Source organism: Thermobifida cellulosilytica TB100 (genome assembly GCF_001517975.1).
GTDB classification, from domain to species: domain Bacteria; phylum Actinomycetota; class Actinomycetes; order Streptosporangiales; family Streptosporangiaceae; genus Thermobifida; species Thermobifida cellulosilytica.
Genome location: NZ_KQ950182.1, coordinates 326,448 through 343,883, shown reverse-complemented (window position 1 = coordinate 343,883; position 17,436 = coordinate 326,448). Strand labels below are relative to the sequence as shown.

Below are 17,436 nucleotides of genomic sequence, written 5' to 3'. Positions count from 1 at the left end.
TGGCCCTGGCCGCCGGGGTGCTCGGCCAGGAGACGGTGGGCGCGGGCGGCATCAGCTACGGCCTGCGCACGGTGCCGGTGGCCGTGGACATCGCCCGGCGCGTCGCACGGCTCGCCCCCGACGCCTGGGTGGTCAACTTCACCAACCCCGCGGGGCTCATCACCGAGGCGATGACCCGGGTGCTGGGCGACCGCGTCGTGGGCATCTGCGACTCCCCCGTGGGCCTGGGCCGCCGGGCGGCGCGCGCGCTCGGCCTGGACCCCGACCGCGTCCACCTCGACTACGCGGGCCTCAACCACCTGGGCTGGCTGCGCGGCCTGTACGCCGACGGGCGGGACCGACTGCCGGAGCTGCTCGCCGACGAGGCCGCGCTCACCTCCTTCGAGGAGGGCCGCCTGTTCGGCGCGGCGTGGCTGCGCGCCCTGGGCGCGCTGCCCAACGAGTACCTGCACTACTACTACCTGGCACGGGAGGCCCGGGAGGCGATCGCGCACACCCTCGCCGGGGGCGGCCGCACCCGCGGCGAGCAACTGGTGGCGCAGCAGCGCGAGTTCTACCGGGAGGCCGCGCGCCGCCCCGCCGACGCCTACGACCTGTGGGAACGGACCCGGCGGGAGCGGGAGGAGACCTACATGGCCGACAACCGCCGCGCCGCCGGAGGCGTCGAACGCGACCCGGCCGACCTCGACGGCGGCGGCTACGAGCAGGTGGCCCTGGCGGTGATGCGGGCGATCGCCCTGGACCGGCCCGCGCGGCTGGTCGTCAACGTCCGCAACCGGGGCGCCCTGCCCGACCTGGACGCCGACGCGGTGGTGGAGGTGCCCTGCCTGGTCGACGCCTCCGGCGCCCGCCCCCTGGCCGTCGACCCGCTCGCCCCGCACCAGGCGGCGCTGGTCCGGACGGTCAAGGCGGTGGAGCGCGAGGTCCTCTCCGCCGTGGACACCGGCTCGCGGGCCGCCGCGCTGCGCGCCTTCGCCACCCACCCCCTGGTGGACTCGGTGGCCGTCGCCCAGCGGCTGCTCGACGGCTACCTGCGCGCCTTCCCCGAACTGGAGCAGATCCTGCCCCGGCCGTGACGGCTCACTTCCCCCCGTTCCGCCGGACCAGGGCGACCGTCTCCCGCGCCCGGTACAGGTCCATGCCCGTCGCCTCGCGGACGGCCTCGACCGCCTCGGCCTCGCGCCCCTCCCTCAGCAGGACGCGGACCCGGGCCAGGACGTGCGGCGGCAGCACCGGCTCCTGCCCGGCGCCCTCCACGGGGACCGGCCAGTACCCGCCGACGCCGTCGGCGCCGGGCAGCGGGTCAATGTCGTCGTCGCCGAACATCCGGCCCAGCCGGTACTCCGCCCCCCAGCGCACCACCGCCATCCCGACCGCCATCACCAGGACCGCTCCGAGCAGCGCGACCAGCATCAGCAGCATGCCCATGTTCCGACACTAAGTGCCACTGTGCCGCCTGTCGGGTATTGGCTCCGGGGCGTCGGAACAAATCCGTACCCGCACCGATTGCCCGGCCCCGCACACGGGCGCGCCGCGGCCCCACGGCAGCGGAAGCGCCCCCTGCCTGCCGAAACGGCATCCGAGGCGCCTCGCCGGACCTGATCTGCCCCTGCCCGCATGGCGGGCTCCCGGCGGGTAGCTGTCCCCGTGTCGTGCCGTTTCACGGAGGAGGAGACCATGCGCGCCGTGCAGTACCTGGAGATCGGCAGGCCGCCGCAGGTCGTCGACGTCGACGTGCCGGAACCCGGCCCCGGGCAGATCCTGCTGAAGGTGACCGCGGCCGGGGTGTGCCACTCCGACCTGACGGTGATGGGCTGGAGCGCCGAGGAGTTCCCGTACCAGCTCCCCCTCACCCTGGGCCACGAGGGCGCCGGAGTGGTCGCGGCGGTCGGGGCGAACGTGCACGCCGTCTCGGAGGGCGACTCCGTCGTGGTCTACGGCCCGTGGGGGTGCGGCACCTGCCACGCCTGCTCGCAAGGGCGGGAGAACTACTGCCCGCGCGCCGCCGGGCTGGGCATCGTGCCTCCCGGCCTGGGACGGCCCGGGGCGCTGGCGGAGTACCTGCTGGTGGACTCCGAACGGCACCTGGTGCCGATCGGGGACCTCGACCCGGTGACGACGGTGCCGCTGACCGACGCCGGCCTCACCCCCTACCACGCGGTCAAGCGCTCCCTGTCCAAGCTGGAGCCCGGCAGCGTCACCGTGGTCATCGGCGCGGGCGGGCTGGGCCACGTCGGCATCCAGTTGCTGCGCGCGATGTCCGCCACCGTCGTGGTGGCCCTGGACATCCGCGAGGAGAGCCGGGAGCTGGCGCTGCGCAGCGGAGCCCACCAGGCGCTGCCCTCCGACCCGAAGGCCGTGGACACCGTGCGCGAACTGACCGACGGCGCGGGCGCCCGGGTGGTGTTCGACTTCGTGGGCGCGCAGGCCACCGTGGACCTCGCCGCGCAGATGGCGGGGCTGGACTCCGACATCAACGTGGTCGGCATCGGCGGGGGCTCGCTGCCGGTGTCGTTCTTCTCGCCCCCGTACGGCACCCGGGTGAGCACCAGCTACTGGGGCACCCGCCCGGAACTGGTCGAACTGGTGGAGCTGGCCCGCCGCGGCGCGCTCGACGTCCACGTGGAGCGCTACGGCCTGGAGGAGGGGCCGCGGGTGTACGAGCGCATGGAGGCGGGCAAGATCCAGGGCCGCGCGGTCGTGGTGCCGGAGGGCTGACCGGAGGCCGGGGCCGCCGGTCGTCGGTCCGGGCTGTTCGCCCGCCCGGCTCAGGCGGCGGGCCCGCCGGTCCGCCTGCGGATCTCCCGGAGGGCCACGTAGCGGTGGCAGCGCTCCTCGTCGGCCTCGACGCACATCAACGCCACGGTCCGCGTCGCGGCCTGCTCCGCGATCCACCGGAGCCACCGGTCCGCCTCGTTGCTGCGCAGGAGCGCGGAGTAGGCGGACCGCGCCGCCTCCCGTTCGCTCGGCTCGCCCGCGAACCCCGGACGGTTCCACTTCGGGTTGCCCAGGCAGGGGGCGTGCCGGTACTCGATCCCGGCGGCCCGCAGGCTCTCGCCCAGCCGGGTCTTGCTGAGACCGGGTTTCCGCGACACCGGCGTCTTCCGGATGTCGACCAGCAGAGACACGCCGTGGCTCTGCAATCTCTCCACGAACCGGACGACGTCCAGTCCTTCGTAGCCCACTCCGAGGAGCCCGAGGGCTGTTTCCTGGACCATCGCTGTCTCCTTCGCCTCCCTACCGCCTCCCCCGTCACCCGACCGGCGCGCGGACCGGCCGCCCTGCGAGGGAGGGCCTACCGCAGCACTGCTCCGGAGAGCGGCAGGGAACGGTCCACAGATTGTGCCTGATCCTGGCCTGGACGGTGTTCGGGCTCCCGACGACGGCCGGGCACATGTGGGCAGGACGTCGGCGAAGGGCAGCAAGCGGAACGGATGTCGTGGTTGTGCCCTGGATCCCCGTCCTCGCACACGGCAACGGGCACACATCGAGCACGCTCACTCCGGAGGCAGGGAGGGGGTGTGATCGTTTCTGACCCTTTCGGCTTCCTCTAAGCGCCCCAGGTCTTGCAGGACCGAGGCGAGGTTGCCCCGGCTGGCGAGAGTGTCGGGGTGGTCTTCGCCCAAGACTCGGCGGCGGGCTTCCAGGACTGCACGGTGCTCGGCCTTGGCCTCCTCCAGGCAGCCCAACGCCCACAGGACCGAGGCGAGATTGTTCCGGCTGGTCAGAGTGGCAGGATGTTCCTCGCCCAGAACACGACAGCAAGCATCCAGGACTGCACGGTGCTCGGCCTCGGCTTCCTCCAGGCGTCCCAGGTCTTGCAGGACCAGGGCGAGGTTGCTGCGGCTGCTCAGGGTGTCGGGGTGGTCTTCGCCCAAGACTCGGCGGCGGGCTTCCAGGACTGCACGGTGCTCGGCCTTGGCCTCCTCCAGGCAGCCCAACGCCCACAGGACCGAGGCGAGATTGTTCCGGCTGGTCAGAGTAGTGGGGTGGTCCTCACCCAGAACACGACAGCAAGCATCCAGGACTGCACGGTGCTCGGTCTCGGCCTCCTCCAAACGGCCCAGGTCTTGCAGGACCGAGGCGAGATTGTTCCGGCTGGTCAGAGTGTCGGGATGCTCCTCACCCAGAACACGACAGCAAGCATCCAGGACTGCGCGGTGCTCGGTCTCGGCCTCCTCCAAACGGCCCAGGTCTTGCAGGACCGAGGCGAGATTGTTCCGGCTGGTCAGAGTGTCGGGATGCTCCTCACCCAGAACACGACGGCAGATCTCCAGCTCAGCGCGGTATTCGGCCTCGGCCTCCCCCAAGCGGCCCAACGCCCGCAGGACCGAGGCGAGATTGTTCCGGCTGGTCAGAGTGGCAGGATGTTCCTCGCCCAGAACACGGCGGCGAACCTCCAGGACTGCATGGTGCTCGGCCTCGGCCTCCTCCAAACGGCCCAGGTCGCGCAGGACGAGGGCGAGGTTGCTGCGGCTGATGAGAGTGTCGGGGTGGTCCTCACCCAGAAGGCGGCGGCGAACCTCCAGGACTGCGCGGTGCTCGGTCTCGGCCTCCTCCAGGCAGCCCAACGCCCACAGGACCGAGGCGAGGTTGCCTCGACTGACAAGAGTGTCGGGATGGTCCTCACCCAGGACGCGGCGGCAGGCATCCAGTTCGGCGCGGTATTCGGCCTCGGCCTCCTCCAGACGCCCCAGCGCCCGCAGGGCCAAGGCGAGGTTGCCTCGGCTGGTGAGGGTGTGGGGGTGGTCTTCGCCGAGGATGCGGCGGCGGGTTTCCAGGACTGCGCGGTGTTCGGCTTCGGCTTCCTCGAGGCGGCCCAGGTCGTGCAGGACCGAGGCGAGGTTGCTGCGGCTGCTCAGGGTGGCGGGGTGGTCCTCACCCAGGCGGCGGCGGGCCTCCAGGACTGCGCGGTGCTCGGCCTCGGCCTCCTCCAGACGGCCCAACGCCCACAGGACCGAGGCGAGGTTGTTGCGGCTGGTGAGGGTGTCGGGGTGGTCCTCGCCCAGAACACGACGGCAGATCTCCAGCTCAGCGCGGTGTTCGGCCTCGGCATCCTCCAGGCGCCCCAGGGCTTGCAGGACGAGGGCGAGGTTGCCCCGGCTGGCCAGGGTGTGGGGGTGGGTGGGGCCGAGGGTGGCGGTGTGGGCGGTGAGGGCCTGGCGGTAGGCGCGTTCGGCCAGCCGGTAGCGGCCCTGGGCATGCGCGGTGGTGCCGATGGCGTGGGCGTCGGCCGCGCCCGCATGGGCCAGGGCGGCGGTGACGACGGGCTCGGGCACGTGCTCGCCCGCAGGCGTACGGCGTTGGACCGCATCCACCAGGTAGTCGAACACGTCCACGCGGTCGGGACCGTGGGGGGTGAGCAGACGGGTGGTGCCGCGACGCGGCCGCACAGCCCACTCCCAGGCGGCTTCCGGGGGTTCGGGGTTGAGACGTTCCCCGCCGCGGTGGTCGAGGTAGTAACCGTGCACCTCTGTGATGAGCTTCCGAGACAGGGGGGAGGCGTAACCCGCACGGCGCAGGTCCACGGCGGCGGCGACCAGGCAGGCGCCACGGGGCCGGCTGGGAGCCCGCGGGTCGGTGTTGGCGCTCCACGCGTTCTCCCACTCGGCCAGCAGTTGCGGCCCGTTGGCCAGGTACTCGGCCACCCCGTACTCCTCCGCATGCTCCAGGGCATCGGCGATACGCCGATCATGGGCACGAAGCCGGGCGCGTTCGCGCTCGGCAGGACTGAACAGGCGGGGCAGGAAGATCCGGTGGGCACGCCCCAGCAGGGCCTGGACCCTGTGACAGGTGTCGGCGGCCGCACCGTCCTCAGGAACACTGCGCCACCGGTTCTCCTCGGCCGCGCGCAGGGTGGCCACCACGACCCGGTGACGGCGGCCTTCGGGGGCGAGCAGGCGGGAGAGGGCATCCCGGGTCAGCTCGGGCGAGGAGAACCAGGTGTTGAGGTCGTCAAGCCACAGCACACACCTGCGCTGTTCGTTGGCGGCGCGCAGCGCGGCCCCGATCCCTCCAGCGGTGGCGGGGATGATCAGGGTGTGGTCGGGCAGGACAGCGCGGACCGCTTCGAAGGCGCACCGGGTCTTGCCCGCCGTGGAGTCCCCCACCACCAGCACGAACGTGTTCTCGGCGAGTCGGGCGCGCAGTTCCTCGTCGACGTCACGCGGCACGAACGGCGGCACCGGGTCGGCACTACTGCTGGCGGCGGCCGGGTGCACGCCCCAGTCCCGGGGGTCGTCGAGCTGGCGGACCCTGGGGAGTTTCCCCGAAGGCAGGCTCAGACAGCCCTCGGCAACAGCAAGGGCCTGCTGATCGCGACGCTCCGCCTCCCGCTCGTAGCGGGCCTGCCAGGTGAGGAGTGCCGCCCCGGCCACCGTGGCGACCGCGAGGCCGAGGGCTCTGGCCCAGGGCACCTCGATCTCGAAGACGGCCAGCAGTTCCGGGGCCGCCGCCCCGAGCGCGAGAAAGGCGACCAGGAAGAACAGTCCGACCACACGTCGCCGCACGCGCATCCCTCCACCGCACCGGATGGCCGTCCCCACCCTGGTTTGTGGGACGCAGCGTACCGCCCGCCCGCTCCCGAAAGCCGGAAACAGACAGAACGGCACCACTCGCCAGAAAGGTCAGCACACGGAACAGCACGGCACGCGGCGATCTCGGTTCCCGCTCCGTGGTGCCCGATCGCGCCGGAGTCCTCAGCCGCGAACCGGCAGAGACGCGCGGTTCCACCGGACACCCGCTGACTGCCACGGCCGAGCCGTGTGGGCAAGGGCATGCGCGAAGGGCCCCTCCCGGACTCGGGAGGGGCCCTTTGACCTGGGAGCCGCCTGAGGGAATCGAACCCTCGACCTACGCATTACGAGTGCGTCGCTCTGGCCGACTGAGCTAAGGCGGCACCGCCTCGCAGGGAGGCGCTGCCAGTCTAGCGTGTCCGCGCGCGTGGCTGGAACCGATATCGGGCGGTCAGCAGGACAGGCGGGGCGGGAGCCCTTCGGTGTCGGGGAAGCGGTCCAGGTAGGTGGAGAGGGCGAACTCCAGGAAGCGCGACACGTCCTCCAGGGTGCTGACCAGGCCCACGGAGATGCGGATCGCCCCGGCCGTGGGCATGCCGATGGCGGCCAGGACCTCGTCGAGGGTGGCGGCGGCGGGCAGCCCGGGCCGGCGCAGGTCGTCGCGGTGCAGCCCGAAGGCGGCCTCGCCCGCCCCCGGGTTGCAGAAACAGCCGGTGCGCAGGGAGATGTTGGCGCGCGCGGCGTCGCGGGCGACGGCCCGTTCGTCGACGACGCGCCCGGAGGGGTCGAGGAAGTTGAAGGCGACCGTTCCGCCGCGCGCCTCGGTGGTGGTGGGGCCGTAGATGCGCACCAGCGGCGTGCCGTTGGAGTGCCGGGCCTCGGACAGGTGGTCCAGCAGCCAGCCGGTGAGACATCGCACCCGGGTGCGGACGGTCTCCATGCCGATGGCGGTGAGCCAGCGCAGTCCGATCTCCACGTCGGGGATCGACAGGTAGTTGACGGTGCCGTCCTCGAACGCGGCCGGTCCGTCCATCAACTGGTACCAGTCGCCCAGCACGCTGACGGCGCGGATCGTGCCGCCCGCGAACCAGGGCCGCCGCAGCCGCGCCAGGGCCTCCCGGCGCGCCACCAGGCAGCCCAGGCCGGTGGGGTAGCCGAACAGCTTGTACCAGCTCACCGGCATGAAGTCGGGTTTGATCCGGGCGAGGTCGATCCGGTTGGCGGGCGCGTAGGCGGCGGCGTCCAGCAGCACGTCGAAGCCGTGGCTGTGGGCGAGGTCGATCCACTCCAGGGGGTGCTGGACCCCGGTGAAGTTGCTCTGCGCCGGGTAGGCGAACAGTCCGGAGCGCACCTCGTCGCCGTCGGGCCGGGAGGGCCGCAGCGCCTCGGGGACGGGGCGGCCCAGGGAGGAGCGCACCTCGTCCTCCTCCGCGCGCAGCTCGAGCGGCACCAGGTCGATGGTGTCGATCTGCGCCCCGCGGCTGCGCGCGAACTCGCGGATCCCGTTCACCGAGTTGTGGTTGTCGGCCAGTTGCACGAACCGTGTTCCCGGCTCGAACGGGTACGCCTCCCCCACCAGGTGGCAGGCGCCGGTGGCGTTGGGGGTGAAGACGGCCGTGTACTCGTCGGGGGAGGCGTTGAAGAACTCCAGGACCGCGGTCCTGGCCTGCTCGACCAGTTCGGTGGACGCCCGCGAGGTCGGGTTGGCCGAGTGGGGGTTGCCGTAGCAGTCCCCCTCCACCCGTTGGGCGTGCGCTTTGATCTGGGCCTCGGCGGGCAGACCGCCCCCGGTGTAGTCCAGGTAGAGGTGGTTCTTGTCGTCGAGGTACCGGTACTCGGTCGCCCGGAGCCGGTCGAGCACGGTGGTGTCGACGTAGTCGGGGTAGGCGTCGAGGAACGCGGTCTGGCCGGGCACCGCGGGTGTCCGTGCCGGAGCCGCCGCGGTGTCGGCTCCCGTTCCCGCGGCGGCCGGAGTCGAGAGATTCCTCGTCGGTTTCATGCCGCTCCCCCCGCTTGACGCCGTCCCTGAGCGGACATTCCCTCCAAAAGCGACCACTCCCCCGTTGTCGAGCGAATTTTGGGCAGAATTTAAACGGTCCCAGATGTCGCCGGTATTAACTGGCGAAGGCTGTACCGTCCGCTCAGCGGCACCGTCAGCTCCGCCGGAACCCCCGCGTCCGGCACGCCGCTCACAGAGCGCAGACCGTCCCGTCCTCGGGAACCCTGACCTCCAGCAGGTAGGCGTCGACCAGACCGTCCACGCAACTGTCCGAGCCGTAGGCGGTGTGGCCGTCCCCCTCCCACGTGAGCAGTACCCCCGAGTCGAGCGTCTCAGCCATCTCCTCGGCCCACTGGTAGGGGGTGGCGGAGTCGCGGGTGGTGCCCACGACCAGGACGGGCGGCGCGCCGTCGCCGTCGATCTCGGCCACCCTGTCCTCCTGCGCCTCCTCCGGCCAGTAGGCGCAGGTCAGCGCCCCCCACGCGAGGGAGGGGCCGAACAGCGGCGCCGTCTGGCCCACGGTGCGCGCGGCCTCCTCGTAGGCGTCGAGGTCGCGCGGGCCGGGGTTATCCGCGCAGTTCACCGCGACCAGCGCGGCCACGGAGTTCTCGTAGGCGTCCTCGTCGTCGCGGCCGTACAGCACGTCGCCGAGCTGGAGCAGCACGGTGCCGTCGCCGTCCTCGATCGCCTCGGTGAGCCCGGTGCGCACCTCGGGCCAGAACGACTCGCTGTACAGCGCGGTGAGCACTCCCAGCTCCACGCGGGTCCGGTTGATCTCGCGGTCGTCCAGCCGGTTGACCAGCGGTTCGGCGGCGGCCTGCTCCAGCAGGTCGCCGATCCGCGCGATGCCGTCCTCCACGGTGGCGCCGTCGCCGTCCGCCAGCGGGCAGTCGGGCAGGCCCAGGCAGTCCTCGACGAAGGCGCGCAGCGCCGTGGTGAAGCCGCCTGCCTGCTCGACGCTGAGCTCCAACTGGTCGCCGTCGAGGGCGACCGCGCCGTCCAGCACCAGCGCCCGCACGTTCTCGCCGAACAGTTCGGCGTAGTGGGCGCCGATGGAGGTGCCGTAGGACTTGCCGAGGTAGGTGAGCCCGTCGTCGCCGAGCACCGCGCGCAGCACGTCCAGGTCCCGGGCGACGTCGGCGGTGCCCACGTGGTGGATCAGCTCGCCGGAGCGCTCCTGGCACGCCTGGACGAACTCGCGGTTGAGCCGGACGAACTCCTCGAGGCTGGCGTCGGTGGGTGCGGCGGGGTCGCCGGAGCCGTCCGCGCTGTCCAACTGGAAGCCGAGGAACTCGTCCAGTTCCACGCTGTCCATGCAGTACACCGGGGAGCTCTGGCCCACCCCGCGCGGGTCGAAGCCGACGATGTCGAACTGTTCGAGGACCTCCTCGCCGAAGGTGAGGAAGGCGCCGCTGACGTAGTCCAGGCCGGAGCCGCCCGGCCCGCCGGGGTTGACCACCAGCGAGCCGACCGGGTCGCCGCCGGAGGCGGGCAGCCGCTTCACCGCGATCTCCAGGCGCGGCCCGGACGGGTCGTCGTAGTCCATGGGGACTTCGAAGGTGCCGCACTGGAAGTCCCCGTCGCAGTCCTCCCAGGCGATCTCCTGGCCGTAGAAGGCGGCCAGCGGCCCTGCCGCCTCCGGTGCCGCGTCGCGGTCCGCCTGATCCGCCTCAGCGCATCCCGTCGCCAGCAGCACGATCGCCAGCGCCGCACCGGTCCAGCCCTTCGCTCCCACTCGCTCCCGCTCTCTGTGTCCCGCCCTGTCGGGCGCTTTCGTATGCCTGTCTGGGACCGCAGACGTCCGCGCGGTCGCACGCGCAGCGCCGTCCGGTGCCGTCGATCCGGACCACGACCTTCTCCGCCGGGACGTCGTGTCCGATGACGACCCCGTCGCCGTCGGGCACGCGCACCCGGGTCCCCCGGGGCAGGTCCGCCCGGAACTCCTGGTACAGCTCGTGCTCGTATCTCAGGCAGCACATCAGCTTGCCGCAGGCGCCCGAGATCCGCATGGGGTTGGCGGGCAGGTTCTGCGCCCGGGCCATGCGCATCGTCACCGGCTCGAAGTCGGTGAGGAAGGTCGCACAGCACAGGTCGCGCCCGCACGAGCCGATCCCGCCCCGCAGGCGGGCCTCCTCGCGCGCGGAGAGCCTGGTGAGCCGTACCCGTGCTGACAGGGTACGGCTCAGTTCGCGCACCAGGGCGCGGAAGTCCACTCTGGTGGGCGATGTGAAGTAGATGACGAAGGAGTCGCTGCCGGCGGCGTGGTCGACCCCGACGACCTTCATGTCGAGTCCGCGGGCGCGGATCAGCCGCCGGGCGGCGCGGCGCGCCTCGGCCCGGCGGCGGCGGGCCCGCTCCGCGCGGGCCACGTCCTCCTCGGTGGCGAGGCCCAGGCAGACCGGGAGCCCGTCGACGTCCTCGCTGACCCACTGCGGCGGCCACACGCACTCGGCGACCTCGGGGCCCGCGTCGGTGGGGACGAGCACCCGGTCGCCCACGCGGGGGCTGGTCTCCCCCGGGTCGAGGTAGTGGAGCCGCCCGTACCGTTCGAAGACCACCGCCATCATCATCGGCATGGGGTCAGGGTAGGCGCCGGTGGGCGGCCGCCACCAGAGCGGCGGGTCAGCCCAGGTACAGGGCCGTGGTCATGGCCTCCATGGCGATCTGGGGGTGGACGTTGGCGGCGATCCGGCGGCGGCACTCCATGACGGCGTCGATGCGGCGCAGGGTGGCCTCCGGGGTGCTGGAGCGTGCGACGCGGCGCAGGTCGGCGTCGTGGTCGCCGGTGGACAGCTCCACCGACGCGCCGAGCTGGAGGGCCAGCACGTCGCGGTAGAAGGCGACCAGGTCCATGAGGAAGGTGTCGTAGGCGTCGCGTTTGACGCGGGTGGCGCGGCGCTTCTGCCGCTCCTCCAGCTCCTTGAGGGCTCCGGCCGCGCCCCGCACGGCCTTGGCCACGCCCCGCCCGGTGGCGCCCTCGCCGAACGCGGCCTTGAGGTCGGCCTTCTCCTGCTCGTCGAGGGCCTCGGTGGTCTCCTTGGCCTCGGTCTCGGCGATCTCGTACAGCCGCGCGGCGGCCTGCACGCAGGCGCCGAGGCTGTCGAGGCGGGCGGGGAGGGAGAGGACCTCCTCGCGCCGTCGGCGGGCGGCCGGGTCGGTGGCCAGGGCGCGGGCGCGCTCCAGGTGTCCGGCCGCGGCGCGGGCCGCCTCGGCGGCGCGGGCCTCGTCGACCCCGTCCCGCCGGACCAGGGCGTCGACGATCGCCCGGGTGGACGGGGTGCGCAGGGTCACCAGGCGGCAGCGGGAGCGGATGGTGACGAGCAGGTCCTCGGCGGTGGGGGTGCACAGCAGCCACACCGTGCGCGGGGCGGGCTCCTCCACGGCTTTGAGCAGGGCGTTGGAGGCGGCTTCGGTGGCCCGGTCGGCGTCCTCGAACAGCACCACCCGGAAGCGGCCCGCGGTGGGGCTGGAGGCCGCGCGCATGACCAGCTCGCGGGTCTGCTCCACGCCGAAGCTGAGCCCGCTGGGGCGCACGTACAGCACGTCGGGGTGGGTGCCCGCGGCCACCTGGTGGCAGGAGGGGCAGTGGCCGCAGCCTCCGTCGCCGCACTGCAGGGCGGCGGCGAACGCCCGGGCGGCCTGCGACCGCCCCGATCCGGGCGGCCCGGTGAACAGCCACGCGTGCGTCATGCCCGCGCCGTCGCCGCCGGAGAGCAGGTCGTCGGCCGCGCGCGCGGCCGAACGCAACTGCCCGATCACCGTGTCCTGGCCCACCAGGTCGTCGAAGACGCTCATCACCGCTCAGCATAGGAGGACGGACCGACTTCGGGGGCGGGTTCGGCCCCGCCGCCGGGTCCGCCGCGTGCCCCTGACGGCGGTGGGGCGGGTGCCGCGGCACCCGCCCCACCGGTCACTCCTTGATGATCGGGATCATCCCGGTGATCGCCTCGGCGTCGTCGGGCACCGGGTCGGGCAGCATCTTGCGCAGGTGCCGCCGGATGGCCTTGGTGACGGCCTCCTGCGGCTCCCGGGCGTCCAGCACCAGGTAGCGCTCGGGGTGGCGGTCGGCCAGTTCCAGGAAGCCGCGGCGGACCCGCTCGTGGAACTCCAGGGTCTCCGACTCCAGCCGGTCGGCGGGGCGGTCGGCGTGGCGCCGCAGCCCCTCCTCGGCGGGCAGGTCCAGCAGGATGGTCAGGTCCGGCACCAGCCGCCCGGTGGCCCAGTCGTTGAGCCGGGCGACCTCGTCGACGCCCAGTTCCCGCCCGGCGCCCTGGTAGGCGAGGGTGGAGTCGACGTAGCGGTCGCTGATCACGATCGCGCCCCGCTCCAGCGCGGGCCGGATCACCGTCTCGACGTGCTCGGCGCGGTCGGCCGCGTACAGCAGCGCCTCGGTGCGGGCCGACATGCCCGCGTGCGCCTTGTCCAGCAGCATCGTGCGCAGCCGCATGCCCAGCTTGGTGGCTCCCGGCTCGCGGGTGGTGAGGACGTCGAATCCCTCCTCGCGCAGCCACACGGCGATCTCGCGGACCTGGGTGGACTTGCCGGAGCCCTCGCCGCCCTCGAGCACCACGAACAGGCCGCCGGGCCGCTCGGGGGCGTCGTCCTCGGCGCTCCGGCCGCCCAGCACGGCCTTCAGCTCGGCCAGCAGCGACATCTCGTGGCCCTCGTTCATCTGCCAGTAGGCCACCAGCGACACCAGGATGAGCAGGCCCGCGGCGATCAGCAGCACCCCGGCCGAGCCGTGGAACCGGTAGGTCAGCTCTCCCGCCTCGAAGGTCTGCTCCCCCATCGTCGCCGCGATCAGCGGGGCCGCGGCGACCGAGCCCATCAGCACCACGCGGGCCACGGCGTGCAGGAACGCGAAGGTGCGGCCGCGGATCTCGTCGTCGACCTCCTGGCCCAGCATGGTCAGGCCGATCACCCAGGCGATACCGGCTCCGACGCCCAGGACCGCGGTGAGCACCGCGGACAGCACCATGTCGCTGGACAGGCCGACGAGCAGCAGCGCCACCCCGGCCAGCAGCAGGGACAGGCCGAACAGGCGGCGGCGGCTGAAGTCGCGCAGCACGCGCGGGCCGAGGAGCATGCCGACCGCCATGCCGGTGAAGACCGCCCCGAACAGCACGCCGAACCCGGCGTTGCCCGCGCCGAGGTGGGTCACGTAGATGCGGGCCACGCCGATGACCGCGCCGCCCGCGCCGAAGGCGCCCAGCATGCCCAGCAGCAGGCCCCGCACCAGCCGGGTGGTTCCGGCGTACCGCAGCCCCTCCCAGATCGCGCGGAACACCGACGGGCGCTTGGGGTCGTCGGCGGCGCGGGTGGCGGGGATGGGCAGCCGCCAGACGACGGCGGCGGCGATGAAGAAGGTGACGCCGTTGAGGTAGAGGGCGATGTCCGCCTCGGGCGTGCGCATCGCGGGGAAGAAGCCGCCCAGCACCGTGCTGAGGGAGGCCAGCAGCGCGAACAGCGCCGCGGCGACCGGCGCCGAGCCGTAGGTGGTGAGCAGGCTGAGCTGGTTGGCCTGCTCCAGCCGGTGCCGGGGCACCAGGTTGGGCACGGTGGCGTCCTTGGCGGGCGCCCAGAACAGCGCCACGCACTCGGCCAGGAAGTTGGCGATGAGCAGCCAGTCCAGCCGCCCCACGACGGGGATGGAGATGTAGAGCAGGCCGCGGACGACGTCGCTGACGACCATGGTGAGGCGGCGGTCGACGTGATCGGCCAGCACCCCCGCGATCGGGCTGAGCAGCACCGAGGGGAGCACCTTGAGGACCACCACTCCGCTGACCGCGAAGTACTGGATCACCGTCTCCTCGCCCTCGGTGAGGATCGCGGCAAGGGACACCAGCGCCAGCAGGCTCAGCCAGTCACCGAGGCTGGAGAGGGACAGCGAGAGCCACAGCCGCCGGAACGGCGTGATCGCGAGAACGGTGCGCGCCTCGCCGGGCGCTCCGAGGGGTGCGGGTCTGCTCATGGCGACCAGAGTAGCGACGGGGGCGAATCATGCAACGCTTACGGACGGCCCGATACCGGCAATTCCGGACATCTTTCCACCTCTATCCCCGGCGGTCTTCCCCTCTTCTCCCAGCGTACGGGGGAGGGCCCCGGAATCCGGGGCCCTCTCGACAGGTTCGCCGTCCGTTCAGGACTTCTTGGCGGCGGTCTTCTTCGCGGTGGTCTTCTTGGCCGTGGTCGTCTTCTTCGCGGTGCTCCGGGACGCCGTCTTCTTCACCGGGGCCTTGGCCCGGCGCTCGGCCAGCAGCTCGGAGGCGCGCTCCACCGTCAGCGACTCCACGTCGTCGCCCTTGCGCAGGGAGGCGTTGCTCTCGCCGTCGGTGACGTAGGGGCCGAACCGCCCTTCCTTGATCACCATGGGCCTGCCGGTCTGCGGGTCGGCGCCGAGTTCGCGCAGCGGCGGCGCGGCGGCGCGGCGGCCCCGCTTCTTGGGCTGGGCGAACAGCTCCCGGGCCTCCTCGATGGTGACCGTGAACATCTGCTCCTCGGTCTCCAGCGAGCGGCTGTCGCTGCCCTTCTTCAGGTACGGCCCGAAGCGCCCGTTCTGCGCCGTGACCTGCTCGCCGTCGATCTCCCCGACCACGCGCGGCAGCGACAGCAGCTTCAGCGCGTCCTCCAGGGTGATCGTGTCCAGCGACATGGACTTGAGCAGGGAGGCGGTGCGCGGCTTGGGCGCGGCGGTCTTGCGGCGCCCCTTGGCCTTGGTCGCGGCCTCGGCGGTCTCGGCCTCCTCGATGATCTCGGTGACGTAGGGGCCGAAGCGGCCGTTGCGGACCACGACGGTCCGCCCCGTCTCCGGGTCCTTGCCGAGCTCGCGGTCCCCGCTGGGCTGGGCGAACAGCTCCTCGGCCCGCTCCCTGGTCAGCTCGTCCGGGGCGAGGTCCTCGGGCACGTTCACCCGCTCGCCGTTGCGCTCCAGGTAGGGGCCGTAGCGGCCGACCCGCAGCACGATGTCGGTGCCGGGCAGCGGGAAGGAGCTGATCTCCTTGGGGTCGATCTCCCCGAGCTGGTCGCTGACCAGCTCCTTCAGTCCGGCCTCGCCGTCGGCGCCGTAGTAGAACCGGCGCAGCCACGGGACCCGCTCGGCCTCGCCGCGGGCGATGGCGTCGAGCACGTCCTCCATGCGCGCGGTGAAGTCGTAGTCGACCAGGTGGCCGAAGTGCCGCTCCAGCAGTTGCACCACGGCGAAGGCCAGGAAGGACGGGACCAGCGCCGAGCCCTTCTTGAACACGTAGCCGCGTTCGAGGATGGTGCCGATGATGGTGGCGTAGGTGGAGGGGCGGCCGATCTCGCGCTCCTCCAGCTCCTTGACCAGCGACGCCTCGGTGTAGCGGGCGGGCGGGCGGGTGCTGTGCCCCTCGGCTTCGACGCTCTCGGCGCGCAGCGGGTCGCCCTCGGCCAGGGCGGGCAGCCGCCGCTCCCGGTCGTCGAGTTCGGCCTGCGGGTCGTCGGAGCCCTCGACGTAGGCCTTGAGGAAGCCGTGGAAGGTGATGATCTTGCCGGTGGCGGAGAACTCCGCGTGCTCTCCGGCGCTGGAGACGCCCTCGACGCGGACGCTCACCGACTCGCCGACGGCGTCCTTCATCTGGGAGGCGACGGTGCGCTTCCAGATGAGCTCGTAGAGGCGGAGCTCGACCCCGCTCAGCCCGGTCTCGGCGGGGGTGCGGAAGGTGTCGCCGGCGGGGCGGATCGCCTCGTGGGCCTCCTGGGCGTTCTTGACCTTGCTGGTGTAGGTGCGCGGCTTGGCCGGCAGGTAGTCCCTGCCGTACAGGCTGGCGACCTGCGCGCGGGCGGCGGCCACCGCGCTCTCCGACAGGGTGGTGCTGTCGGTGCGCATGTAGGTGATGTAGCCGTTCTCGTACAGCCGCTGCGCCACCTGCATGGTCTGCTTGGCCGACAGGCCGAGCTTGCGGGAGGACTCCTGTTGCAGGGTGGTGGTGCGGAAGGGCGCGTACGGCGAGCGCCGGTAGGGCTTGCGCTCCACCGAGCGCACCGTGTACCGGGCTCCGCTGAGGCGTTCGGCGAGCCCGCGGGCGGTCTCCTCGTCGAGGTGGCGCACGCCCTGCGGGGAGCGCAGCACGCCCTGGGAGGTGAAGTCGCGCCCCTGGGCGACGCGGGCGCCGTCGAGCCCGGTCAGCGTGGCCGGGAAGGCGGTCGGCTCGTCCCCGCCCGCCCCGGGGGCCACGTCGAAGACGGCCCTGAGCCCCCAGTACTCGGCCGCGGTGAACGCGATGCGCTCGCGCTCCCGCTCGACCACCAGGCGGGTCGCCACGGACTGCACCCGGCCCGCCGAGAGGCTGGGCATGACCTTCTTCCACAGCACCGGGGAGACCTCGTAGCCGTAGAGCCGGTCGAGGATGCGGCGGGTCTCCTGGGCGTCGACCAGGCGCAGGTTGAGGTCGCGGGTGTGCTGGGCGGCCCGGCGGATGGCCTCCTTGGTGATCTCGTTGAACACCATGCGCCGGACCGGGATCGTCGGCTTGAGCTCCTCGCGCAGGTGCCAGGCGATCGCCTCGCCCTCGCGGTCCTCATCGGTGGCCAGGTAGAGCTCGTCGGCCTGGGCGAGCAGTTCCTTGAGCTTCTTGACCTGGGCCTTCTTGTCGGTGTTGACGACGTAGAGCGGCTCGAAGTCGTGGTCGACGTTCACCCCCAGGCGCGCCCACGACTCGTCCTTGTAGCGGGCCGGGATCTCCGCGGCCTTGGTCGGCAGGTCCCGGATGTGGCCGATGCTGGACTCCACCACGTAGCCGCTGCCGAGGTAGCCCGCGATCGTCTTGGCCTTGGCCGGCGACTCGACGATGACGAGCTTGTTCCCTCCGCCCCGTGCGGTGTCCTTAGCGCTGTTTCCGGCACTGCCCTTCTTGGGTGGCACGTCTTCCCCTACGTCTCGCCTCGCGTTCGCGCGTCCAC

11 protein-coding genes and 1 tRNA gene are annotated in these 17,436 nt (G+C 72.4%); 2 read left to right on the top strand and 10 right to left on the bottom strand.

The features are described 5' to 3' along the window. A partial coding sequence (locus AC529_RS11630) for a family 4 glycosyl hydrolase (RefSeq protein WP_068756484.1) occupies window positions 1-1,076 on the top strand: 1,076 nt, incomplete at its 5' end. 4 nt (window positions 1,077-1,080) lie between these two features. On the opposite strand, the gene AC529_RS11625 is transcribed toward AC529_RS11630, so the two are convergent. Further along, window positions 1,081-1,428, bottom strand: coding sequence for a hypothetical protein (locus tag AC529_RS11625; RefSeq protein ID WP_068756482.1), 348 nt, complete (start codon window positions 1,426-1,428; stop codon window positions 1,081-1,083). Between the two features lie 249 nt (window positions 1,429-1,677). On the opposite strand from AC529_RS11625, the gene AC529_RS11620 reads away from it, so the two are divergent. Further along, window positions 1,678-2,718 (top strand): NAD(P)-dependent alcohol dehydrogenase, encoded by a 1,041-nt coding sequence (locus tag AC529_RS11620; RefSeq protein WP_068756480.1) that lies wholly within the window; start codon window positions 1,678-1,680, stop codon window positions 2,716-2,718. A gap of 50 nt (window positions 2,719-2,768) precedes the next feature. On the opposite strand, the gene AC529_RS11615 is transcribed toward AC529_RS11620, so the two are convergent. The 9 genes from AC529_RS11615 to topA all read right to left on the bottom strand — a co-directional run bounded on the left by AC529_RS11615 (window position 2,769) and on the right by topA (window position 17,398). Beyond that, window positions 2,769-3,218 (bottom strand): DUF488 domain-containing protein, encoded by a 450-nt coding sequence (locus AC529_RS11615; RefSeq protein WP_068756478.1) that lies wholly within the window; start codon window positions 3,216-3,218, stop codon window positions 2,769-2,771. Window positions 3,219-3,497: 279 nt separating this feature from the next. After that, window positions 3,498-6,509, bottom strand: a complete 3,012-nt coding sequence (locus tag AC529_RS19650; protein WP_083948183.1) for a tetratricopeptide repeat protein — start codon at window positions 6,507-6,509, stop codon at window positions 3,498-3,500. A gap of 315 nt (window positions 6,510-6,824) precedes the next feature. Beyond that, window positions 6,825-6,898, bottom strand: a tRNA-Thr gene (locus tag AC529_RS11605). Between the two features lie 68 nt (window positions 6,899-6,966). Next, window positions 6,967-8,430 (bottom strand): aminotransferase class V-fold PLP-dependent enzyme, encoded by a 1,464-nt coding sequence (locus AC529_RS11600; protein ID WP_232306708.1) that lies wholly within the window; start codon window positions 8,428-8,430, stop codon window positions 6,967-6,969. A gap of 274 nt (window positions 8,431-8,704) precedes the next feature. Then, window positions 8,705-10,249 carry an alpha/beta hydrolase gene (locus AC529_RS11595; protein WP_068756474.1) on the bottom strand — a complete coding sequence of 515 codons (1,545 nt, stop codon included), beginning with the start codon at window positions 10,247-10,249 and terminating at the stop codon, window positions 8,705-8,707. After that, window positions 10,185-11,090: a PSP1 domain-containing protein gene (locus AC529_RS11590; RefSeq protein ID WP_068756472.1), complete on the bottom strand. Its 906-nt coding sequence runs from the start codon at window positions 11,088-11,090 to the stop codon at window positions 10,185-10,187. Before AC529_RS11590 ends, AC529_RS11595 begins: the two co-directional genes overlap by 65 nt. 46 nt (window positions 11,091-11,136) lie before the next feature. Next, on the bottom strand, window positions 11,137-12,309 hold the full coding sequence (locus tag AC529_RS11585; protein WP_068756470.1) for a DNA polymerase III subunit delta': 1,173 nt from the start codon (window positions 12,307-12,309) through the stop codon (window positions 11,137-11,139). 115 nt (window positions 12,310-12,424) lie between these two features. After that, complete coding sequence (gene tmk / locus AC529_RS11580) at window positions 12,425-14,485, bottom strand: dTMP kinase (protein ID WP_068756469.1); 2,061 nt, start codon at window positions 14,483-14,485, stop codon at window positions 12,425-12,427. Between the two features lie 168 nt (window positions 14,486-14,653). Then, the gene (gene topA, locus AC529_RS11575; protein ID WP_068756467.1) at window positions 14,654-17,398 is read right to left on the bottom strand and encodes a type I DNA topoisomerase; all 2,745 of its coding nucleotides are present in this window, start codon (window positions 17,396-17,398) and stop codon (window positions 14,654-14,656) included. Between the last annotated feature and the right edge of the window lie 38 nt (window positions 17,399-17,436).